Genomic DNA, 23,365 nt, shown 5'->3' with positions numbered 1-23,365 from the left:
ATCGAACCGGTGCATCGCACACTTTCACTCCCTGAACTGTTGAATTGAATTAAAAATCATGAGCGGAGTTTTAAACGAACGAGCGTGCCAACTTACAGAACACCTGCTGGCGAAAGCGGGTGAACTGAAAGTCATTCCGCATGCATTGGAGAATGGCGCAATCGTAGTCGATTGTGGAATTGAAACTCCTGCAGGAATTCAGGCCGGTCTAATCCTGTCTCGAATCTGTATGGCCGACCTCGGTCAGATTCAACTGGTTCCCGGCACACTGGAAGGACAACCGCTGCCTTATCTACAAGTACAGACAGACCATGCAGTCGAAGCCTGCCTGCTGAGCCAGTATGCCGGCTGGAAAATCGATGTCGAGAAATTTTTCGCCATGGGATCCGGGCCGATGCGGGCAGCCGCGGAAGTGGAAGACCTGTATCGCATCCTCGCATTCGGTGAGTCACCGAAAAAAACGGTTGGCGTGCTCGAAGCGAATACACTTCCCGGCGTGGCAGTAGTCGAAAAAATCTCGAAAGCAACGGGGATCGAACCCCGCAATATCGTTTTGCTTGTAGCCCCCACGTCGAGTATCGCCGGTAATATTCAGGTGATCTCGCGTTCGGTAGAGACCGCCATGCATAAGTTGTTCGAGTGCAAGTTTGATGTGCACCGAGTTCAAGCCGGGTTCGGAACAGCACCATTGGCCCCCGTCGCGAAAGATCATCTGACTGGCATCGGGCGCACCAATGATTCCATTCTTTATGGTAGTGCGGTCACGCTCTGGGTGACCGGCGATGATGCATCACTGCAGGAAATCGGGCCGACGATCCCTTCTAACTCGGCTGCCTGTTTCGGTAAACCATTTCTGGAGGTTTTCGAAGAAGCCAATCACGATTTCTATGAAATCGATCCCAGTTTTTTCAGTCCGGCAATCGTGAATTTTCAGAATCTCGATACGGGGAATATCTTTCAGTTCGGGCAAATGAATACCAAACTCTTACAGCACAGTTTCGGTTTCTAATTTTTCTGCAGACCTCTTTTTGGCGGAACAGTTTCGTGCGGATTGCCATTCTGGGAAATCAGGAAAGCTGGTACTGCGAACAACTGAGTCAAGCCGCCCATTCGCGTGGACATGATGCACGCAAAATCGAATTCCGCGACCTGGCTTCTTTGATTTCGGGAACTGCGCCGGAGCAGTGCTTCAGTTATGACGCCGCCCAGAACCAGATCGAATTGAACCAATTTGATTGTCTGATTATCCGCACGATGCCCCCCGGCTCATTGGAGCAAGTTGTCTTTCGTATGGATCTGTTGGGCCGACTGGAACAGGCAGGCGTCACCATTTTCAATTCGCCCCGCGCCATCGAGTGCGCGGTTGACAAGTATCTGACCACATCCCGCCTGGCTGCTGCGGGCTTACCTGTACCGGCGACCGCCGTTTGTGAATCATCTGAAGCTGCGATGCAGCACTTCGAGACTTTGGGAGGCGACGTCGTCGTCAAACCGCTGTTCGGCTCGGAAGGACGAGGCATCTTTCGCATCAGTGATCCCGATCTGGCCTATCGTTCTTTCCGAACCCTCGAACGCACGCAGGCCGTCATTTATCTCCAAAAGTATATCCCGCATCCTGGCTACGATCTGCGAATTTTGATTCTGAACGGCAACATAATTGGCGCCATTCGGCGGCACGGCATGAATGATTTTCGTACCAACATTTCGCGTCAGGGACAGGCAGAATCTTACCAGCCTTCTGACCAGGAAGTGGAACTGGCCGTCCGCGCTGCGGAGTTGACTCAGGCGACATTTGCCGGCGTCGACCTGCTTTGTCCAGCCGATGCTCCTGAAAATCTGTCTTTGCTGGAAGTCAACGCAGTCCCGGGCTGGCGCGGCTTTCAATCTGCGACAAATATCGATGTCGCTGCGCTGGTGATTGAATATCTGGAGCAGAAACGAAACAATAGGCCTACTGTATAACCATCAATTTTGAGTATTCTGAAAAGACCAACGACATGGAATTAAACGCACTGTTAACCGCCCTGCAAACACATCTGCCCGAGATCCTCCGCTGGTCCGGTGCCATCGCCAAACGTCTGCGACACTTCAATATCGCCGTCGAAAACAAAACGTCGGGAAGTGCGTTGACCGATGCACTTACCTTGGCTGACCTGACGCTGCAGGAATTAATCGTAGCTGCACTACGTGACCGTGATCCGATCTTTCTGCAATGCCGAATCGAAGCTGAAGAAAAGACCGGAGACCTCAATCGGTTTTCAGAAGACGCGCCTTATGTACTCTCGATTGATCCGATTGATGGCACAAAACAGTATCGCGACAAAACAGCGGATGGCTACTGCGTGATGATTCACCTGCGTGACAGTGAAACCGTTCATTATTCACTCGTTTATATTCCAGAAACCGGCGAACAGGGAACCTGGGTCGAAGCCGTTCATCAGCGCGTGGTCTGTGGTCCGGATGATTTCAGCCGCCCCGCCCGTGACGTACTGGATGCAATGCCTGCGATCGATCCCAAATCACGCCCCGATTCTTCTCAGATCTATCTGATCGGATTTCAAGACGAAGATACTTCCAACGCGCAGCTTGTGACAGAAGCCGGTCTGAAGGGAGTCCCCCCGGAAGAAATGCCGGGGAGCATTTACGATCATCTGGCAACCGGCGCATTTGGTGGCTCATTGATTCATACTCCCAACGTTTACGACTTCCCCGTTTCGTTGCACATCGCCCGTATTCTGGGAGGCGACGCCGTCTGGGTACATAATGGGGAACCAGTAAATTTCCACGAACACTGGCTGGATGAGCGGGCCGACATGTTACGGCTGCCGGGGATCACCGCCTGTAGTGCGAACCCACAAACGTTGAAAACACTCTGTGAACTGGCAAAAGACTGGAGCCCGGTTCGTTACAAAGATTGAATGGCTTCTGCCTCCAGAGGCTTGGTAGCTTCAACAATGATGCCGCCCAGCCTGAGGAACTGATGGATTGGCGTAAACCAGTGCTGCTCTTTCCAGGGCAATCCTGAATCTTCAAATGCCTGCTTCAGTTCAACCCGATTGTAAGTACGGCATTTCCAGGTTCGACTATTTAACATGCCTGAGAATTTATCTTCAGTCGCCAGCAGAAACAGACTGCCTCCCGGTTGCAAAACACGATAGATCTCGGAGAGCCCATCGCGAGGATCGGAAACGTATTCCAGCACCCAACCACATGTTACACAATCAAAAGATTCATCACGAAACGGCAGCTTGGTCAGATCGGCTGAAAGATAGTTCGGTCGCGCACTATCCATTCGATTTCGCGCACGTTTCAGCATCTGGTGCGACAAATCACAGGCAACCAGGCGTGCCTCAGGATGAGTTTCACGTAGTAAGTGTCCGAGAATCTGGCCAGCCCCAGACCCGATATCCAGGATGCTGCGAAATTCTGTAACATCAAATCGACGGGTTTTGATAATGCGGCCAACCAGCGGATCGTGTAGCGATAATTTACTCGCCAGATATAACACAGCTCCCGCGGGACCATCATAAAGTTTTCGCGTGGTTGATTGAAACTGGTTTTGATCAATTTGATCTCCACCACCAAACTCAATCAGAGATCGCAAAGATTTTTTTAAGCGTAACCGTTTGGGATTGGGTTTTTCAGGAGAACTTAATGGAGCCATAGTTCGTGATACTTGTGAAACCTGGAGAAAAATTTTGTCGAATAAAAATGAATTTCGAAAATCAAATCGAGATCATCTTAACCAACGGGTCACCAAAAATCGTGATGATTTCCCGAATTCTTAAAAATCGCTAAAGAACACATTCTTCATAAGCATCATAAATGCTCCAATCATAATAACTTAAGAGGGGGTATTATTCCAGCAGCTTGAACAATGCAAATTCGCCGGTTATGATCACTCATATTGAGACATTTTTAAATCAGTCGTTCCCAAGCTGTTACACCTTTATCGTGATTCGTTGCGGGCCTGAAAATCTTATCTTTTTGACCGTTGAATTGCGCCAGATACACAATTTCTGCAAGAAATTTAAGGCTCAAATTGTTCATGACCGAACGGATCAATCTAAAACAGACTGACGATATCCGCGATGTGATTCACCTGGCAGTGCAATACCTGGCAAAAGGCGGGTTAGTCGCTTTTCCGACCGCTACAGCGTATGTGATTGCAGGTCAGTCTCTTAGTACCTCGGCTATGTCGAGTCTGCGTGCGTTTTCCCAGACGGATGAACCATTGGTCCTGTGTGTTAAAGGCTTTGATGAAGCACTGGATTATCTGCCGGATATGCCCCCTATCGGGCGAAAACTGGCAAAACGCTGTTGGCCGGGTCCTGTTGTCATGGATATGGATCGCCCCGGTCCGGACAGTCTGTTCTCTCAATTACCAGAAGAAGTGCAATCGCTGATTTGTCCGGGAGATCGTATCCGTCTACGGGCCCCCGCGCATGAAATCATTTACCAGACTTTACGGCTCTCGCCTTCACCGCTGGTCCTGCTGAATGAACAATCAAAATATCAGACCGCAGATGCCCTCATGGAAGATTTTGAGGACCAGGTCGCACTGATTATTGACGATGGCCCTTCCCGGTTTGGCGATCAATCTACCATTATCTCTATTACCGACAATCAATGGAGCATCCTTCAACCAGGCGTCGTAACGGAAACTACCTTGAAAAGACTATCCAGCGAAATCTATATGTTTGTCTGCACAGGTAACACCTGCCGCAGTCCCATGGCCGAAGGCTTATTCCGCAAAATGCTTTCTAATAAGCTTGGCTGTCAGGAAGATGAATTATCAGATCACGGTTTTATTGTTGGTTCTGCGGGCCTGGCAGCAGCTATGGGGGCTCCCCCCAGCCCAGAAGGCGTGACCATCCTTGCTGAACAGGGAATTGATATTCAGGCCCACGAAAGTCAGCCTCTCACAGAACGTTTACTTGAGCAGGCAGACTATCTTTATATAATGACCCAAGGCCACCGTGCTGCCATTCTGGCGGAACGCCCCGATCTGGAGTCGTCCGTAAGGCTGCTTTCTCCCGAAGGAAAAGACGTTTCGGATCCGATCGGGGGAGGCTTTCAATGCTATGTTGAATGCAAAAAAGAAATTGAGAAATATCTGAAGACGATTATTTCTCAGATCAATGTTCCCGGGAAATAGCAGCCTGTTTTTGTCCTTCTGACTGAACAAATTGTTTTTTCAAACAAAAAAATCGCTATCTGCTATAAGAGCACACTTGCTATAATAGTCTGTAAACCATTACTCTTTACGAATATGAAGAAACTGTTAACCCCCTCTCTCACTTGAACGGGAAATGTGTGTAGCAGAAACCTTACCAGCAGCGCTACACCGCAGAGCTGAAGCCATCGCGATGGGGGATGAGGCCTGAAAATATCAGACAATTATTGAGCACAGGGCTCAAAGTCTTTAGATTCCAATTTCGATCTAACTATCTATACAAAAGAGTTTCGATGAAAATTGCAGTTGCCAGTGATCACCGAGGGTTTGCAACCAAGGTCAAAATCCTCACACTTTTAAAACAATTGGGACATGAAGCGTTTGATTACGGTCCTGAAGACGGAGAAAGTGTGGATTACCCGGACTATGCAATCAAAGTGGCGAAAGCCATCACTGATAAATCCATCGACCGCGGTATTCTGATTTGTGGTACCGGAATGGGAATGTGTATTGTCGCCAACAAGTTCCCCGGCGTGCGAGCAACTCCCTGCCATGACGATATCACCGCACAAATGAGCCGCCTGCATAATAATTCGAATGTGCTCTGCCTGTCTGCGGACCTGCTCGGCGATCGACTCGTCAATCGGATGATTGAAATCTGGCTGAAAGAAGAGTTTGAAGGTGGCAGACACGCCCGCCGACTGGAAAAATTGAACAAAGTCGAAGAAGAAAACATGCCACCTCACTAGGTTACGTCACCGCCTGTGAGTCTAAACGGATCTTCCCTTCTCTTTGTCGCCAAGAAACCAGCGAGCGCCCTCTCTACCACGACTCCCCTACCCGGCCCTACTGCAACTGCGCCCTGGAGCGGGATCGATAAGATATACCGCGGTAGTCATGGAATTTCCCTCACCGATTCCTTTTCAAACCGAACAAATCTCTGTATCGTCAACCAAGAGGAATCAGGGATTTTTTGACATCTTTTCTCAAGGTAGAAGCTGTTCACGACCTTTGAGCAAAGAAATAGAACAGAGGGTTTTGCAAACATGGATCAGGGCAACTTAAAATTCACCAAAACTCACGAATGGGTCAACGTTGATGGCGAGACGGCAACCGTGGGGATCACCGATTTTGCCGTCAATCAATTAACCGATCTGGTTTACATTGAACTTCCAGAAGTTGGCTCGAACTGCGAAGCCGGCAAAGTGTTCGGCGAAGTAGAAAGTGTGAAAGCCGTTAGTGATTTATATTCTCCGGTCAGCGGAGAAATTGCTGAAGTTAATGCGGCACTTGTTGATGATCAGGCACCACTTTCAGACGATCCCTTCGGCGCTGGTTGGATCACAAAAGTCAAAATGTCAAATCCATCAGAGTTAGATCAGTTTATGAATGCTGACGAGTACCAGAAATTCTGTGAGTCGGAAGCCCACTAAATGAAGCCCGGCTCAAGATTTTCGGGTGTTCAGACTGCGGCATGCGATAAATTCCTGCTGCGTTCGAAATAACGGTAAAAAGAGAGTTCCAACGTCTCTCCCGTGACTATAATCAAAACAGTTGAATCACAACGTCCTCAATATCACGCTTATTAGCGAGTGAACCGTGCCTTACCTCTTTAACACATCAGAACAGCAGCAGGAAATGCTGCAAGCCATCGGCGTTGACTCTACGGAAGATTTATTTTCTAACATCCCACAAGAGCTGCGTCTGGATCGCCCACTGAATGTCCCCCCTGCCTTAACCGAAATGGAGCTGCAGGCACACGTCTCGAAGCTGGCAGCAGACAATGTCGGACCGGGCTCTCGTGTTTGTATGCTGGGCGGCGGAGCTTATGATCACTTCATTCCGGCTGCTGTCGATGAAATTGCCCGTAGAGGCGAATTTTATACCGCCTACACACCGTATCAGGCGGAAGCCAGCCAAGGCAGCCTGCAGACCTTCTTCGAATTCCAATCGCTAATCTGCCAGTTAACCGGCATGGATGTTTCCAATGCCAGCCTGTACGAAGGAGGCACCTGCGTCAGCGAAGCCGCCTTCATGGCGATGCGGGTCACCAATCGTCACGATCGAGTTGTATTACTCGGGTCGCTGCATCCGGAATACAGACAGGTCGTAGAAACCTATTTGAAACACTTAAACTGTGAAGTGGTCGTGGTTCCCTGTGTCAATGGATCAGTCGATCCGGCCGACGTTGATGCGGCGATGAACGATCAGACTGCATGCCTCGTCATCCAGCACCCCAACTTCTTTGGGACTCTGGAAGAAGCAGAACAACTGACGGAAATTGCACACAAATATGGCGCCTTGTCTGTTGTGTCCTATGATCCGATCAGTCTCGGAATTTTAAAACGTCCCGGTGATTATGGTGCTGACATCGCCATCGCGGAAGGGCAATCTCTGGGAACCCCTCTGCAATTTGGCGGCCCGTATCTCGGACTGTTTTCCTGCAGTGAAAAGTTTGTCCGCAGAATGCCCGGTCGTCTGATCGGTCAAACGGTCGACCGCAATGGAAAACGCTGTTATGTATTAAATCTGCAGGCTCGCGAACAACATATTCGTCGCGATAAAGCCACCAGTAATATCTGCAGTAATCAGGGACTGATCGCGATTCGCGCCGCCGTTTATCTCGCTCTGCTCGGAAAGCAGGGCATTCGTGAAGTTGCAGAGCTTTGCTGTCAGAAAGCGCACTATGCAGCCGAACAACTTGCTCAGATCGAAGGCCTCCAACTCCCCTTCCCGGAACGTGCCTTCTTCAAAGAATTTGTTTTAAGCTGTTCAGAGGGAGCGGATTACCTGCTCCGCAAGGCACGTCAGGCCGGCTTTGACCTGGGACCGGAACTCTCACGCTTTGAATGGACAGACGGCTCTGGCGCTGACCAGACCGGTGTCCTTGTCGCGATCACAGAACAAAGAACAAGGGAAGAAATCGACCGTCTGGTGACGGCCCTCAAAGCGTAGCTCCGCTTTTTAAATACCTTAATGCGTTTCACTTAGTCCAGATATTTCGAAGCAACAACCAATACCATGCGAAATCAATTGGCCACCGAATCATTGTTTGCTCTCTCTCAACCCGGCCGGCGCGGTGCCGAGCTTCCCGAAGCGGACGTCCCTGTCAAACCGCTGAATGAACTGCTTCCCACAGCTGCGCTGGCGATAGAACCCACGGGACTTCCCGAAGTTACCGAACCTGACATCATCCGGCATTTCGTCAATCTGTCGACATTAAACATGTGTGTCGATACCCACTTTTACCCGCTGGGAAGCTGTACGATGAAGTACAATCCCAAACGGCACGAGCGGCTGGCGAGCCTGCCGGGAATTGTCGACTTGCATCCTTATCAAAATCCGTCTGACCTGCAAGGTATGCTGGCGTTGCTTTATGAGACACAGGAAATGCTGGCGGAAATTTCAGGCCTGCCTGCGGTGTCACTACAACCTGCCGCTGGTGCCCAAGGTGAATTTACAGCACTCTTGACGGCCAAAGCCTACTTTGAAGATCGAGGCGAAAAACGGACCAAAGTTCTATTCCCTAACAGTGCACATGGAACAAACCCCGCCAGTGCCGCGATTGCCGGATTCGACTGTGTGCAACTGGCAAGCAGTAAAGCCGGACTCGTCGACCTGGAAGACCTCAAAGCCAACCTGGATGACCAGACCGCCGTCTTCATGGTCACAAACCCCAATACACTGGGACTGTTCGAAAAAGACATTAAACAAATCGCAGACATGGTTCACGAAGTCGGCGGACTCGTTTATATCGACGGCGCAAACATGAACGCTATTCTCGGCTATACGCGCCCCGGTGATTTTGGCGGCGACATGATGCATTACAACGTTCATAAAACCTTCACCGGTCCACATGGTGCCGGCGGCCCCGGTTCAGGCCCCATCGCTGTGCGTGATTTTCTGTCTGACTTCCTGCCTGGTCCCGTCATCAAACGCAATGAAAATGCGGGGGAAAATGGAGACCAATACACGCTGGAAAACCCTCCCAAATCCATTGGACGCGTCCGCACCTTTTACGGCAATATTGGAATTGTGGTACGAGGCTACTGTTATCTGAGAACGCTGGGAGCTAAAGGCTTGAAAGCTGTCTCAGAAAACGCGGTTCTGAATGCCAACTACCTCAAGGCAATTTTGAAGGATGTGCTACCTGTTCCTAACGGCGACCTGTGCATGCATGAGTTCGTCGCGTCAGCGTCAAAAATCAAAGCCGAAAATGGGGTCACGGCAATGGATATCGCCAAGCGTCTACTCGACTTTGGTTTCCATGCCCCCACCGTTTATTTTCCACTGGTAGTACCTGAAGCCATCATGGTCGAACCAACGGAAACAGAATCGAAAGAAACATTGGACGCGTTTGCCGAAACGATTCGGAAAATCCTTCAGGAAGATCCGGAATATTTACACCAGGCGCCGCATAGCACCGCGATCAGCAGACCGGATGAAGTTGTGGCGGCACGTCATCCGATTCTCCAGTGTTGCGAACCCCAATAGGGCGACCCGCACACTTTCTGGCCTGTGTCATTCTCTAATCTGGTTCCTGGCATGACTCAATCTTCAATACCGGATCACTTCAGACTGATCATTGAACCAGCGCCATTAACGGGCAGCTGGAATATGGCTGTTGACGAAGCCCTGCTTGAGTCAGCCGCGGAAAACAATCTCTGTTCGTTACGCTGGTATCGCTGGGATCAGCCTACGATCTCCCTCGGCTATTTTCAGAAAAATGAAAACGAAGAACAAAATGAATCCTGGAAAGGATTACCTCGTGTACGTCGCCTGTCAGGCGGAGGTGCTATCTTACACCACCATGAATTAACCTACTCCTTCGCGGTACCAGCCAGTCACCCCCTCTCAAAATCACCCCCTGATCTATACCTGACAATTCATCAACCACTGATTGATGTTTTGGCCTCACATGGCCTGCAGGTTGCGTTTCGCGGAGTCTCGTTCAAATCGCAAAATGAACCGTTTCTTTGCTTTGGACGGGGCGATGAACGGGACCTGGTTTATGAGGGAAACAAGGTTCTCGGAAGCGCACAACGGAGAAGGCGTGGTGCAATAGTTCAGCATGGCAGCCTGCTACTGCTGACCTCTGAATATGCACCTCATTTTCCGGGATTGCTGAATCAGGTTGAACAAACCAGCATCTACCAGGCACAATTTCTGACCCAATTGGCGGAAGAATTCTCACAAGCCATTAGCCAGGAGATTCAACTGCCTTTGGAGTCTCAAAAACTGACTGACGAAGAAATTCAAATTGCCCGCCAGCTGGAAACGGAAAAATACTCGCGTGCGTCCTGGACTTCGCGCCAAAAATAAGCTTATTGGTTAGTGGATCAGGAGTTATCAAAATCAAGTAAATTTTATCGATTTATTAATAAATCATTTACACAACGGATGTATCTTTTATCCTTATTGACATCGTGTCATCTGCCTGATAGCGTTATCTATAGATAATCTGTTTTTATTCTAGATTTATTAAGTGTTACGGAAAATAGTAGTGGATTTTTACTTACAGTGAAGTGAGTCAAACCACACAATGCGGGCCATAAGAGCATTGTAATTTGCTCCATTCATTCAATGACGAGAAGTTATTTCACTCATTTCTGTTTCTTGTTCATTTTACGCTTCTTTCTTCCAATCTACTGACCAAATGAAAACAAGTCACCGGAAATAGGATGGCGAGAATACTCAGCCATACCATGTTCCAGAACTTTTGGCGTGTTCTGTATGAAACCTATGGAGTGAACGATTTATGTTGCAGCTTTCGTTGAAGGTAATAGGCGGTCGTCATGATGGAAAACAAATTCCTATCAAAGGCAAAAAGTTTTTAATCGGCCGGGAAGAAGATTGTCACCTGCGCCCTAACAGCGACATGGTCAGCCGGCATCATTGCGTCTTCACCGTCGATGAATACAGCGTACGTTTGCGCGATTTCGGAAGCACAAATGGTACGCTCGTGAATGACAAACGTATCAAAGGTGAAGTCCAACTCTCACATGGAGATAAAATTCAGGTCGGTAAACTCGATTTTGAAATAGTGATTTCGCATAGTGCGAACGCAGAACAGGCCGCTTCTGCACCAGAAGCAGCCGCGGAAGCAGCCCCTAGTGGTGAAATTCTTACCGGATCGGATACCGTGTTTGATATTCCCGTTCACAAACCAGAAGAGTCTGCAGCAGCCGAAACGGCACCTGCTCCGGAAACACCAGCCCCTGTCGCGCCCGAAGTCTATGAAGGAGATACCCAGATTCTGTCTGCCGAACAGCAACAGGCAGCACAGCAAGCTTATGATCAGGCCGCACAGCAAGCTGGTTATCCACCGCAGCAATACGGCTATCCTCCCCAACAGATGCAGCCAGGACAGCAATACCCTTATCCGATGCCACCACAATACTATCCGCAACAGGGATATCCACAGCAGCCAATGCCAGCGTATCCACAACAATACCAGATGCCGCCACAGGGTTATCCTCAGCAGCCCCCACAGCCGCAACCAGAACAGCAAAACGAACAAGGCAACTCTGCGGCTCCAGAGTTGCCACCAGTAACTCTGCCACCGCCTGGAGAAACGGGCCTCAAAAACAAAGAATAACTCTGGCTCTGGCTTCGAACACGCCGCTCACTGCCTGCATCGGTTTACATGAGTCGGAGTGCCTTACTCTGTCATAAGATTTGTTTGCTGGTTTTGAAAAGGACCGAATCCAGACATTGCTCATGGCAATCTCCTTAGTTCCCATTGCTTTTCTGAATTGCCTTTGAGAGAATCAAGGTAGAAGTAGCGAGAGCAACAAGGTTTGATCTATGGAGTCCGCGGGCCGAATTCAGTCACGGATAACAGTCGATACCAACTCAAACCTACCATCAAATTTCAGTTTCATTTTACGTAACTATGATGCAAGAAAAAGAGGGAGACGCTTTCAGTGAACGATTCAGCCAACGCCAGCAGTGATATTCAGCGACGGTACCGTGAGTTTCTCGACCTTCTGCCTCTTACCTTATCACTGGCAGGGCTACCCGAAAGCGACCATGGCAAGTACTACACCGAAGAGCAGGTTGAAGCCCGGGCATTTACAGTAAAGCATGCATTCAAGCAGGCACGCATCCTGGCACGCGAATGCATTCAAAAACAATAACAGCAAATATAAAGATTGCTTCGAAACGCCTCTCAGAACTACAGGTTGAGACGCGACACAGTACCAGCTAGAAGTTGCAAAAGTAAAAAACAAGCCGGGTTCATTTGGACCCGGCTTGTTTTGTAATGCCTCTCAAGAATTCTATTTGCTCTTCAAATCGAATGTGAATTCATTTGCTCCCGAATCACTGACACCAGCTTCCAGAGTCGTCTTTTCATTGTAGGTATCTGGAATATACTGCTCAATCGCAGGCACCGGCGGCTCATCTGGAGCGCCACCCACAGCAGTTTTTCCTGGAACTTCACGTGTCGCGGTAATCACAACTGCTTTTTTACCGGCAACCGCCTCAAATGAGAATTCACCATTCTCGATTTTCCCAGCAGCGCTTGCTGCTTTTCCAGCGGCATCACGAAAAATAATATTTCCTTCCGCCAGGGGCTCGCCGTCCAGTGTCACATTACCGGAAACAGGATATGTTACTGGTGCATCACTGGCACCACCACAACCAACAAGCATTCCGGCAGTACACATTAAAATCAAACAAAAAGAGAGTGTTTTCATTGAATCTTTCCTATGGGATCAGACCACCCCCGGCAAAGATACCGGGGGTGATGGAAGATCGATAATTCTACGTATTCAACAACTTAAAATTCACCAACGACTTCATCACCAGAGGTAGTCGCGATTGCCCGGAATGTACCGCGGTCAATGTTTTCTGAAATAAACCGCACGGCACCATCGGCCATACCCGCATGCACACCTCCGACATGCTGACTGCGGGCATAGTTCCATTTATCCGTCTGATTTACAACACAGGGAGCATTTATATCAGTTGTACTTTTACAAAGATAATTCTGGTCTGCCGCTGAAGTATTGGGAGTCTCAAAGGCAGAGAATGTCACTTCACCATGAGCACCACCAATCCAATAACACCCTGCACATCCCCAGGAAAAACCGGTCGGCACAGCCACACGCTGTACCCCTTCACTCAACATCATTGTGTTTGACGTTCCATCTGTAATATCGCGCATTTTTGTCTTCGTCTGATATCCAAACATGCCGTTATCCGTACCAGTCGAACGGTTATTTGCCCAACCAATACAACCCAGATAGCTACCACCCCAGCGAACTCCAGAAGGTTCAGCAAACCCTGGCCCTATATCGGAAGGGCACATGAATGCCGGTAATGGTGTGCGAACAAAAATCTGACTGCTCGAAATGTTATGCACATGATTACTCGTGCTCGCAGACACATTCGCACAGTCAGCTTCATAGTTATTATACATCGGTGCCTGATCTACATAAGGTAGAATACGATGGAACCAGGTATCTCGATTATGGCAATACGTCGGATAGGCCCCGCCACCACCACGGTGCCCATAAGGAAACGTACTATGAGCACTCTCATAATTATGCATTGCCAGACTGATTTGCTTCAGATTGTTTTTACAAGTACTACGTCGAGCTGCCTCACGTGCCTGCTGCACGGCTGGAAGTAACAATGCGATTAGAATTGCAATAATGGCGATCACAACCAGCAACTCAATCAGGGTAAACCCTCGCGATCTAATAGAAGTTCTCAAGTGCCTCATCTTGAACATCCTTAAAAAAGAAAACATAAAAAAGTATCAATTCGTGCTGTTAAATAATGAACCGTTAATGACAGAATCATTAATTACGGAATTATACTAAGTATGTTTCACCTTCTATGGACTGTCAATCTAAACACTTAAACCATAGATACAAAAAGACTTACTGAATACAAACACCACAATATACATTTACTTACTTAATTTTCAAAACATATGGTATTTACCTCCTAGCACTCTATTTTATCAGAGAGCATCTATTGAACTTTTACTTGTAACCTGACAATTTCATGAGGAAACCAAAGCATCCTCATCCTGTCCTTTATGGGAAAACAATACTAAACATTACAATACATCACTAACCATTCTCAATTTTCTTCATCCGCCTGAAACCTCTGCCCGAATAAATTGGTATATTTAATTGAATGGCCTGAGGTTTTGATTCAAATTTCAGTAGTACGAAACGCCGTTTCGATTGCAGCCAGAAAAGGAGTCGCTGCCATCTGCGGCCGCAACGAAGAATGACAAAAACGGGATTTCTCCGTGAATGAAGAAGATGCGGCGCAAGTCCGAAGTTGCCTGGAAGGTAATAGAGAGGAAATGCGCGCATTAGTAGCGCGATTCCAAAGCCCGATTTTTGGACTTTGTTATCGTATGCTCGGACATCGACAAGACGCCGAGGATGTGGCGCAGGAAGTCTTTGTACGTGCATTTCGCAGTCTTCATCAATGGGATCCCACCCGAACATTGAAACCCTGGTTATTGACCATCGCCGCCAATCGATGCAGAACATTCCTGAGTAAACGGTCCAAACGGCCCGTCCCCACAGAGTTTGCTTCCGAGCTGGCAGTCAGTCAATCGCCGGAACAACTGCAAGATCTTGGTGAAGAACTTCAGAAAGCCATCAACCTGTTACGTGAAGATCATCGCACGTGTTTTATTTTATTTCATCAGGAGAATCTGAGCTGTCAGGAAATCGGAGACATTCTGGAGAGACCGGAAGGAACCATTAAAACATGGTTACACCGCTCCAGGCAGGAACTGGCGTCTACACTCAGACAGCGTGGAATTGTACCAGAGGTCAGACATGAATCTCGTTGAATATCAATCCGAACTAGAGAGCATGGTCGAAATGCGAAATTTTGACCAACGTCCCAGACTGGAAAATCTGGCAATCTCATCGCCGGAACACCAGAGAGTCTGGGAAGACTACCTGATCGTTGAACATGCATTACCTGCCTGGAAACAGGCTCTACCAGAAATCGATCTGGTTGAGGCAGTCATGTCACAACTTGATAACACAGACCGTAACAACCTGAATTCATCGGCTCTCAGCGAAGCATCTTCTATCACAGGTAGAAGCACACATGCATCTGCACGCTGGTGGTATGGCAGTCTGCTCACGGCCGCAGTGATACTGGTTGCCGTGTCCCTGAATTTTCCCGGGGATCAACCTGATGTAATCCCCCCCAATACCATCGCCACCAATACGCACCTCTTCCCAGAAACTCAAACACCTGATAGCAAAGCAAATACCCCCAATCAAAGTTTCAACCAGTTGTTGCGCAATGCAGGCGCCGCTTCCTGGGGACTGGCACAAAGCACTGCTGGCACGATGACTGAAGCCGTCAGTCTGGTTCCGGTAACACGTCCCCGCCCTGAATCAACAAGCGTCCTGCCAGACGAACCTCACTGGGTTGATGATATCAATCATGAAATGCAACCACTGAAGAACCAGATCAGCCATGCCTGGAATTTCATACTGCATTCCGTTCCCGAAGAATCAACGAAAATTTAAAAGCACTCAGTTCCAAAATAAGATATGTTTTCCTGATACCAATATTTAAGACCTGACGGGAGTGCTCCCAAGCATGCAGCCTATGAAACAATATCCAGCACAACTCTGCCTGACTGTTAAGAAATCAACAATTCTCGCTATGGTTTTGGTATCAGTGGTCTTTATTTCTCTTGGCAGTGCTGCTGCCGTTGCAGAGACTCCGCTCAGCCAACTGGTTGATGATAAGGCAGGCGTCTATGTTGAAGCCTCAGATCTGAACGGGCATCTGAAACAGTTTCTGGTTTCTCCTGTGGTAACCCGCTTCCAACAGACACAAGTCTTTCAGTCCTGGCTTATAAGTCAGGATGTAAAAAATCTCAAGCAGGGCTTGCGCGATGTCGAATCGGTCACAGAACAACGTCTGTTTCCGTTGCTCAATAATCTGTTTGGCGAATCGGTGGGGTTAGCGGTATTTAACAATGGTCCAAAACAAACCCCTTCCCCTCTCCTGCTCGCCAGAGTCAAAAAAGCGAGTGCTACGAAAAGTCTGTTCGAAAGCTGGTTCAAAAAGACCGGTGTCACTGTCACTTCGATCAATTACCAGAAAGTTCCCTGCTTTATCGCCAGCCAATCAGGAGCCGACAGCGACACAATCCCCCAAATTTATTATACCTTTCTCGAACGCACGCTCGTGGTGACGGAAAACAAACATATTCTTCAGTCGACCGTAGACCTATACGTAAAGCAGACTCTCCAAAAACAGCCTCGCGACGCCCAAGCCAGCCTATTCAATTTAAAAATCTATCAACGAGCGCAATCAAAATTATCTCCGAATGTCACCGGCTCATTATTTCTTAATCCACGCATCTGGGATGAACATATCAAGCCCCCCAAAAATGAAGTTGAGAAAGGCGTCGTCAACTGGTGGCATAAAACTGGAGGCCTAATCGTCGGGCTTCATCTTAAAAACACCGTCGCTTTGGAAACGGTTATCCTGTTTAATTCTGAAGCGATCAATCTGCCATTACTGGATGCCTTACAGGTTCCGACAGAAATTCCGGAGAAATACACGCTGGTTCCGAAAAAAGCACTGGCAGTCCTCTGTGGCCAACTTAATATCCATTTATTGACTCAAAAAGTCGTTGACTTTTACGCGAACAAAAATCCAGAAAAGTGGCAAAAATTCCACGCCGTCTCCGTTGGTCTTCTGGGAGGACTCGACCCGGTCACTGAATTCGCAAAAGCCCTTGGCCCGAATGTCTTGTTTTATTCAGTGCCTCGAAAAGAACTTTCTTTCGATGCGATCTCGTTCGACGGACTTGTTGCCTTACAGATCACTAACCCCGATCAACCAGCAATAGGGGCAGACAAGTCACAATATCAGACCGCCCTCGAAAATGTCGCAAATTTTCTGATGAACAGTATGCTCGCACATCATAATGCGCATCTCAAACAAGATACTTCGGCCTCCATCTTAAAGATCGAAGATCATGAGCTGTTTCAGATGCGCTGGATCGACAGTATCGGCCCCTACCGCCCCGCTTACGGAATCAACGAGCAACAAATTGTATTTGCCAGCTCACCGGAACTGGTCAAAGAATTTTTCACGCTGAAATCGGAAGAAAGTCTTGCGGCACTTCCCTTGTTCCAGACCTGGAAAGAAACCTTCTTCCAGCAGGAAAAGCAACTCTGCTTTCTGAACATTTCCTCCATCCGAGCTTTCATCGATCAAAATTCCGACTTTCTGGCAAAGCAACTGGCGCAAGGACAAGACGGCGATATTGAGAAAGGCCGCAAAAAGCTCTCTGGTTTAAAAGGACTGCTTCAGTCGTTTGATGGGCTCTTCTTGGCAGCCGGGCTCCAGAAAACTCAGGTCCGCATCATTATGGGCTTAGGTTCTCTCGATCCGGTCAACTAATTCAGCACCGCGTGGATCACCTTGAACGAGCTATATGATTCGAGAGTTCAACATAACTCGTTCGTGATTATTTCGCTACATTCGCACTCAAAAGTTCCGACTGTGTACACAATTCTGAACATCGCCTCGAAATCCCTACCCTAAAATCAGAATAATCGGGATAACTACTCAACCGGCAATGTCTCTTATGCTTATCAGTGTTAATTATTTTAAACAAACTACCCAATCCGATTTTATGTGGAAATAATAGAGTAAGGTTAGCTCCACATTCTTTCCCTGGCCAGAAAATATTTGGTTTTGTGGATCAATTCTTCACAAATTGTTGTGAAGCTGAAATTGAAGACTCAGGGATAAAAATCGCAAACCACTAGATTGTGTATTCAGTTTCACATTGGTTTTTATCACTGTTCATTCCATAAAAATAATTTCAGGCAAACTTACTCCCCTCGAAAAAGGCAAAAATTAAACATGGTAAAACAACTTGATCCCCCATCAGAATTAGTCGTCGATCGTCGTCGTACGAGTAGAAGAAATGCGACTACAAAAAAAGACGCCATCCATGAAAAACACGAAGTTGTCGACCAGCGTAAAACCGAACGACGTCGGCAGATTGATCCTACAACGTGTGAACGCGACTATAGCGATCAGGAGATCGACTTCATGAAAGCTATGGACGATTACAAAAGACGCAGCGGACGCCAATTCCCTACCTGGAGTGAAGTACTCGAAGTATTACACAGCATGGGATACCGTAAAGTAGCAGAACCAACCGACATTTCCCTGTAGAGATTCACTTCTCAAAGGTCAGTGTTGAAAACGAAAAGTGAGACGCATTCCCCCCGCGTCTCACTTTTTTATGCGCCCGAATCTATTGAGTCCTGATGAAATCAGCCCTGATCTCTGCCGATGATCACGAGCGTCATATCATCATACTGCTCAGCTTGCCCCGCAAATGTTTTCACCGTCTGCAAAATTTGAGTGCCCAGTTTTCCGGAATTCAACTTGAACTTCTGAATCGCTGCTTTCAATCGTTCCATCCCAAATATCTCTCGCTCTTCATTCATCGCCTCGGTAATACCATCGGTAAATAGAATTAACTGTTCGCCAGGATTGAGCCGATGCTGAATTACCTGATATTCATAATCTTCCATCACGCCCAGTGGCACACTTGGCTGATCAGCGGCCAGTTCGATGAGCGTTCCATTTGCCTTTAACAGCAGGGGATTCAGATGGCCGGCATTGACGAAGGAAATCAAGTTCTGCGTGAGATCAATCTGTCCCAGAATAAACGTGATAAACCGCCCATCATGGGCGGCTTCGTCGATATGGTGATTCACCCGGTGCACGGCGTCTGTTACATCTGTCACAAATTCGACGGTACTGCGAACCGCACTGCACACACGCGACATCACCAGAGATGCTGGTACCCCCTTGCCGGCCACATCACCCAATGCAAACCAGATCAGATTTTCTTCCGGTTGAATAAAATCATAATAATCCCCGCCGACCGCGCGAGCTGCCTCGTAAGAGACAAAAAACTCATAGCCGGATACCTGAGGGATGTTTGCTGGCAATAGACCTTTCTGAACGCGGGCAGCAATCTCCATTTCATTATCGTATCGCTGTTTTTCCACATGCGAGATCATCAAGCGGGCACTCTCATACGAAAGCGCTGTCTGCCCTGCAATCACCATCAGAAGTTCCAGATCATCCTCGGAAAACATCTGGCCAGCCAGCTGCGTGTCCAGATTGATAATGCCAATTACACTACCATCCAAGCCTAGCATCGGTGCACATAAGATAGAGCGGATTGTCAGCGTGGAAACCGACTCGCTTTTTTCAAACCGTTCATCATTGGCAGCATCCGCAGAGAGCACCCCCGTTTTATTATCCGTGACCGCTTTCAGAACCGTTCGACTCAGTTGCAGTGCATCGTGATCATTCTCCCGCCGATGACGCACCGCTTTAGGAAAAAATCGTAGATTCTCTCGGTCTCGCAATAAAATACAACCCCGGTCTGCTGCCGGAAAAATATGAAATAATCCTTCCAAAACCTTCTCAGCCATCGAATCCAAATCTGACGCGGAAGCAATTGTGCGACTGATTTCCAGAATCGCTTTCAATTTAATTTCCGGCTTGATCTGAAACTGATTTAGATCACTGTTGGTTCCTGTCGCTCTCAAAATGGTCGATTTATCTTTGGCAGGAGGCCTGACCGAAACATTTTTAAGCGAAGGAATCAATCCGTATGAGGTCAGCAGACCTTCCTGCTGGTTGTTTTCGTATTCGGCATCGCTGGAAAACTCCAAGAGAAAGGGGCCGATGGAAATGGAATCGCCTGACTGCAGTGGAACTGGATCTCTCACCAATACGTTATTGACAAACGTCCCATTGCCACTGCCCAAGTCTTCCAGTTGATACAGGCCGTCCTCAACCAGCGAAATCCGCGCATGGTATCGTGAAACGGTGTTGGACTTGAGGCAAACCTCACAATCAGGATGACGCCCCAGAGTCACCTGCCTCCCTTTGAGCTCCAGTCTGGAAGAGTTGCCATTATTTTGCAAAAACAGGCTGGCAGACATGTTAAGGCCATCAGGTTGATTGAATAGAAAACAGCATTCTTCAGGAAACACGCCCGAATGTCATTATAGTGATATCATCATTCTGCGGCCGACCGTTGGCGTGCCGTCTGACATCCGCCAGAAGTGCCTGACCTAATTCCGCCGCATTCTTATCACGGTTAGATTTGATAAATTTTCTCATTCGATCCAGAGTATATAACTCTCCTTCAGGATTCATGGCTTCATCAACACCATCGGTAAACAGCACCACGATTTCGCCTGGCGCGAGATCCCGTTCTACGACTTCGAATGGGAAACCTTCCATCACCCCGATTGGCACACCAATACTCTCTTCCGGAAATTCATCCAGTGAGCCATCCGGCTTTAAGATCATCGGCGACATGTGCCCTGCATTGACCAAAGACAGGCGATGGTTACTCGTATCCAGGATCACCAGCACGTAGGTCACAAAACGGCCTTCCACCGCGCTGTCACACATATGATCGTTAATCGCTTCCACGGCCGGACCGGCCTCATGCACGAATCGCATTGTATTTTGAACACAACTTGAGATACGAGCCATGATCATCGCCCCGGGTACCCCCTTGCCTGCAACATCTCCAAACGACAGCCCGATTTTGTCGTCAGGCAGCTCAAATATGTCGTAATAGTCTCCCCCGACAGCTTGTGCCGAATGATACGAAGCGAAAAATTCGTACCCTTGCACTTCAGGCACCGAACTAGGCAACAAGCCCTGTTGCACACCACGAGCGATGTCCATTTCGTTGTCTTGTTTCTGCTTCTCCATATAAGAAGACATCAGCCGCGCACTTTCATAAGAGAGTGCTGCCTGACCGGCAACAGACATCAACAGATCCAGATCTTCTTCCTGAAACTGTTTCAGTGGATTCTGGGTATCGATATTGATAATGCCAATCGGTTCTTCAGAAAGTCCCAACATCGGCACACACATCATCGAACGGATGGACAAATTCGAAATTGATTCACTGGCATCGAACTGGGAGTCGCTGGCTGCATCTGCTGATAAAATCCCGGATTTTTCTTCCAGGACCTTATTTACAATCGTGCGACTCAATTTAACCGTCGCATCTTCCCCTTCGCGCCGATGCTTAAATGCGCGGGGAACCATTTCACCAGTCTCTTCATCTTTGAGCAATATACAGCCTCGGTCTGCAGCCGGGAAAATATTGAACAGCGTCGTCAATATCTGTGGTAACAGTTTTTCCAGATCGACGGTCCCGGCCAGACTGCGACTGATTTCAATCATCGCTTTCAGCTTGGCTTCAGGACGTACATCCAGACCTCCAAAGCCCCCACCACCAGAGATCGCTCCCATGATGGTTGCTGAAGCATCCCCTTCATCATCCGATGAATATCCAAAGTCGAAACTCGGATCCATAGCTGAGATGATGGAGCTCTTTTTTGCTTTGTTTTTTTGGTCGGCTTCAAAACGGAATAAAATGGGCCCGACCTTCAGGCGATCCTCATGTGTCAGTTCCGTACGGCCTTCAATTTTCTTGCCGTTGACGAACGTTCCATTTCCACTGCCCAGATCCTCCACGAAATACTGGTCCCCTTCACCTACCACCTGTGCATGACGGCGGGAAACCATATTCGAATCAAGCTGGATCTGGCAATCCGGATGCCTGCCAATTACCGTTTCCTCTCCGGAAAGAGAATAAGTGACGGCTTGACCAGCTTGTAACATGACCAGGGTAGCCATATATGAAACCCTTATGACGAAACGATGAAAGACGTGAGATAAAACGGGATATGTCTGCTATTTTAAAGCTCGCCTGCCCCTGATGCAATCTCGTTAAGACATGGAGCTTCCCGATTAGCAACCAAATATGGTCTCCACGTTCCCTCGCAAAACCAGTTTACCAAGATCTATGGCACGCTGTTCAGACCAATTCCGACCGATCACAAAATCGCTGGCTAATACATTCGCTAGTACTCGACGATACATACGAAACTTAGGCAAGGCAAATTCGAGCTTGTACATATCGCTGTAGTAACCGACCTGTTTTGTTTTGGGTACTGCTTCCAGACGGCTCTTACAGTCAAAATGAATAAATGCAGGAGTATTCGAATACCACCAGTGTCCATTAATGACGACGTTGGGAAAGATCCAGCTATAACTGACCAGTTCCTGATTACTGGTGCTCGTCAATACAGAGACGGGAAAAGTCACGTTCGGAAATGCGTTGAATAATTCCTTGTATTGGATCAGTGAAGTCCGTTTGTCGTAGAGATCCTGTCCCTGAAACACGCCCGCTTCATAGACCCGACGATTGACCCCGATCATCAGATCGAATGGCAAGCGATGGACGGCACAGTATTCTGCCAGAGTCCAGAACACAAACTGACTGACGATTTTCGACTCGTCACAGGTAAGCTCATTCCCGGCAAAGAGTGAACGAACAGCTGAATCGACTTGTTCTGCAGTTACGGCAACAGGTGAAAAATCGGGGGGTAATGAAATCGCACAAGCCCGCGCCCCTTTTGCAGTGAAATGCGTAAATAGCTCACCAATAGCATCTCTGAGGGTTTTGGAACAGCCAATGCCCATCTGAGTCGCCTTCGCCAGACGCTCACGTGTTTCACTTTTCGCCAGATGAAACACCAGATCGTCCGTCCGCAGACAGGGGATATACAGGTTCGTATCAAAGCCTTCCAGAGGATCATCGAAATCATTCGTCAAAAAGACCTGTTCGAGACCACTCTGCTTTAAGACCTGCTGCTCCCAGTCCGGTTGAGCCATTTTCTCGGCAGCGGTATCGTATAGCTTTTCCCAATTGGATTCCGTAATAGCGTCCTCTTGAAAATCGAAGAATTCGCTGCAGATTTCCAGCAGCCAGCTCAGCTGGATTGTATTATCCAAATCGTCCAACTGAGTGACCAGCCGCCCCACCTTTTCTTTGGGATCAATGCCCGGTTCTTCAATCAATTCTTTAGAGAGCCCGGCTGAATGGGCTAACTCGGTATAATAATGGTACCCCATAATGTCTGCTAAAGTAGTTGAAGCAGCAGAATGGGGATTGATATGTGTATGCGGGTCGATCAGCACAAGGCTTTCGAGTTCTGCGAAAAGGCGTTTACTTAACTGTTCAGACATAATGAGATGGTTCCTGCTGAATTCTAACAAGTTTCAAATGTGTCTGCGAATATAATCAGTCAGCAG

General features: G+C 48.2%; 21 protein-coding genes. 15 read left to right on the top strand and 6 right to left on the bottom strand.

The features are described from left to right. Nucleotides 1–58: 58 nt before the first annotated feature. From mch to Enr17x_RS06140, 3 genes are read left to right on the top strand one after another with little or no spacing between them, the layout of a single operon-like run. A complete protein-coding gene (gene mch / locus Enr17x_RS06150; RefSeq protein WP_145306882.1) occupies nucleotides 59–1,009 on the top strand; it encodes a methenyltetrahydromethanopterin cyclohydrolase in 951 nt (316 codons plus the stop codon). A gap of 35 nt (nucleotides 1,010–1,044) precedes the next feature. Then, a complete protein-coding gene (locus Enr17x_RS06145; RefSeq protein ID WP_145306880.1) occupies nucleotides 1,045–1,962 on the top strand; it encodes an ATP-grasp domain-containing protein in 918 nt (305 codons plus the stop codon). 35 nt (nucleotides 1,963–1,997) lie between these two features. Further along, the gene (locus tag Enr17x_RS06140) at nucleotides 1,998–2,918 is read left to right on the top strand and encodes an inositol monophosphatase family protein (protein WP_145306878.1); all 921 of its coding nucleotides are present in this window, start codon (nucleotides 1,998–2,000) and stop codon (nucleotides 2,916–2,918) included. Here the strand turns inward: Enr17x_RS06140 and Enr17x_RS06135 are convergent. Then, nucleotides 2,906–3,664 carry a class I SAM-dependent methyltransferase gene (locus Enr17x_RS06135; protein ID WP_145306877.1) on the bottom strand — a complete coding sequence of 253 codons (759 nt, stop codon included), beginning with the start codon at nucleotides 3,662–3,664 and terminating at the stop codon, nucleotides 2,906–2,908. The genes Enr17x_RS06140 and Enr17x_RS06135 overlap by 13 nt on opposite strands. Before the next feature lie 384 nt (nucleotides 3,665–4,048). Here Enr17x_RS06135 and Enr17x_RS06130 point away from each other — a divergent pair, with 384 nt between their 5' ends. The 8 genes from Enr17x_RS06130 (at nucleotide 4,049) to Enr17x_RS06095 (ending at nucleotide 12,315) form a co-directional block, all read left to right on the top strand. Continuing rightward, complete coding sequence (locus Enr17x_RS06130; RefSeq protein WP_145306875.1) at nucleotides 4,049–5,158, top strand: arsenate reductase/protein-tyrosine-phosphatase family protein; 1,110 nt, start codon at nucleotides 4,049–4,051, stop codon at nucleotides 5,156–5,158. A 311-nt stretch (nucleotides 5,159–5,469) separates the two neighbouring features. Further along, complete coding sequence (rpiB, locus tag Enr17x_RS06125) at nucleotides 5,470–5,925, top strand: ribose 5-phosphate isomerase B (protein WP_145306873.1); 456 nt, start codon at nucleotides 5,470–5,472, stop codon at nucleotides 5,923–5,925. Nucleotides 5,926–6,222: 297 nt separating this feature from the next. After that, entirely contained in the window at nucleotides 6,223–6,609 is a 387-nt protein-coding gene (gene gcvH, locus Enr17x_RS06120) for a glycine cleavage system protein GcvH (protein ID WP_145306871.1), read from the top strand. A 166-nt stretch (nucleotides 6,610–6,775) separates the two neighbouring features. Then, complete coding sequence (gene gcvPA, locus Enr17x_RS06115) at nucleotides 6,776–8,131, top strand: aminomethyl-transferring glycine dehydrogenase subunit GcvPA (RefSeq protein WP_145306869.1); 1,356 nt, start codon at nucleotides 6,776–6,778, stop codon at nucleotides 8,129–8,131. 66 nt (nucleotides 8,132–8,197) lie between these two features. Beyond that, a complete protein-coding gene (gene gcvPB, locus Enr17x_RS06110) occupies nucleotides 8,198–9,670 on the top strand; it encodes an aminomethyl-transferring glycine dehydrogenase subunit GcvPB (RefSeq protein ID WP_145306867.1) in 1,473 nt (490 codons plus the stop codon). Nucleotides 9,671–9,721: 51 nt separating this feature from the next. Beyond that, nucleotides 9,722–10,498 (top strand): lipoate--protein ligase family protein, encoded by a 777-nt coding sequence (locus tag Enr17x_RS06105; RefSeq protein WP_145306865.1) that lies wholly within the window; start codon nucleotides 9,722–9,724, stop codon nucleotides 10,496–10,498. A 436-nt stretch (nucleotides 10,499–10,934) separates the two neighbouring features. Next, on the top strand, nucleotides 10,935–11,774 hold the full coding sequence (locus Enr17x_RS06100; RefSeq protein WP_145306863.1) for an FHA domain-containing protein: 840 nt from the start codon (nucleotides 10,935–10,937) through the stop codon (nucleotides 11,772–11,774). Nucleotides 11,775–12,102: 328 nt separating this feature from the next. After that, nucleotides 12,103–12,315, top strand: coding sequence for a hypothetical protein (locus tag Enr17x_RS06095; RefSeq protein WP_145212514.1), 213 nt, complete (start codon nucleotides 12,103–12,105; stop codon nucleotides 12,313–12,315). 141 nt (nucleotides 12,316–12,456) lie between these two features. On the opposite strand, the gene Enr17x_RS06090 is transcribed toward Enr17x_RS06095, so the two are convergent. Both Enr17x_RS06090 and Enr17x_RS06085 read right to left on the bottom strand, forming a co-directional pair. Next, complete coding sequence (locus Enr17x_RS06090; protein WP_145306861.1) at nucleotides 12,457–12,876, bottom strand: hypothetical protein; 420 nt, start codon at nucleotides 12,874–12,876, stop codon at nucleotides 12,457–12,459. Nucleotides 12,877–12,959: 83 nt separating this feature from the next. Continuing rightward, nucleotides 12,960–13,907 carry a DUF1559 domain-containing protein gene (locus Enr17x_RS06085; protein ID WP_145306859.1) on the bottom strand — a complete coding sequence of 316 codons (948 nt, stop codon included), beginning with the start codon at nucleotides 13,905–13,907 and terminating at the stop codon, nucleotides 12,960–12,962. Nucleotides 13,908–14,447: 540 nt separating this feature from the next. Here Enr17x_RS06085 and Enr17x_RS06080 point away from each other — a divergent pair. The 4 genes from Enr17x_RS06080 to Enr17x_RS06065 all read left to right on the top strand — a co-directional run bounded on the left by Enr17x_RS06080 (nucleotide 14,448) and on the right by Enr17x_RS06065 (nucleotide 18,385). Continuing rightward, nucleotides 14,448–15,005 carry an RNA polymerase sigma factor gene (locus tag Enr17x_RS06080; protein WP_145306857.1) on the top strand — a complete coding sequence of 186 codons (558 nt, stop codon included), beginning with the start codon at nucleotides 14,448–14,450 and terminating at the stop codon, nucleotides 15,003–15,005. Then, complete coding sequence (locus Enr17x_RS06075; protein WP_145306855.1) at nucleotides 14,992–15,702, top strand: hypothetical protein; 711 nt, start codon at nucleotides 14,992–14,994, stop codon at nucleotides 15,700–15,702. Before Enr17x_RS06080 ends, Enr17x_RS06075 begins: the two co-directional genes overlap by 14 nt. A gap of 73 nt (nucleotides 15,703–15,775) precedes the next feature. Further along, nucleotides 15,776–17,599, top strand: coding sequence for a DUF3352 domain-containing protein (locus Enr17x_RS06070; protein WP_145306853.1), 1,824 nt, complete (start codon nucleotides 15,776–15,778; stop codon nucleotides 17,597–17,599). Between the two features lie 468 nt (nucleotides 17,600–18,067). Then, nucleotides 18,068–18,385: a hypothetical protein gene (locus Enr17x_RS06065; protein WP_145306851.1), complete on the top strand. Its 318-nt coding sequence runs from the start codon at nucleotides 18,068–18,070 to the stop codon at nucleotides 18,383–18,385. A 101-nt stretch (nucleotides 18,386–18,486) separates the two neighbouring features. Here Enr17x_RS06065 and Enr17x_RS06060 read toward each other — a convergent pair whose 3' ends face one another. The 3 genes from Enr17x_RS06060 to Enr17x_RS06050 all read right to left on the bottom strand — a co-directional run bounded on the left by Enr17x_RS06060 (nucleotide 18,487) and on the right by Enr17x_RS06050 (nucleotide 23,299). Further along, nucleotides 18,487–20,181, bottom strand: coding sequence for a SpoIIE family protein phosphatase (locus Enr17x_RS06060; RefSeq protein WP_145306849.1), 1,695 nt, complete (start codon nucleotides 20,179–20,181; stop codon nucleotides 18,487–18,489). A gap of 40 nt (nucleotides 20,182–20,221) precedes the next feature. After that, nucleotides 20,222–21,904, bottom strand: coding sequence for a SpoIIE family protein phosphatase (locus tag Enr17x_RS06055; protein WP_145306847.1), 1,683 nt, complete (start codon nucleotides 21,902–21,904; stop codon nucleotides 20,222–20,224). A 114-nt stretch (nucleotides 21,905–22,018) separates the two neighbouring features. Continuing rightward, nucleotides 22,019–23,299, bottom strand: coding sequence for a glucuronate isomerase (locus Enr17x_RS06050; protein WP_145306845.1), 1,281 nt, complete (start codon nucleotides 23,297–23,299; stop codon nucleotides 22,019–22,021). Nucleotides 23,300–23,365 lie beyond the last annotated feature (66 nt).

Source organism: Gimesia fumaroli (assembly GCF_007754425.1).
Taxonomy (GTDB): domain Bacteria; phylum Planctomycetota; class Planctomycetia; order Planctomycetales; family Planctomycetaceae; genus Gimesia; species Gimesia fumaroli.
Note: the sequence above shows the minus strand (reverse complement) of the source record. Positions and strands in the feature narration are given on the sequence as shown.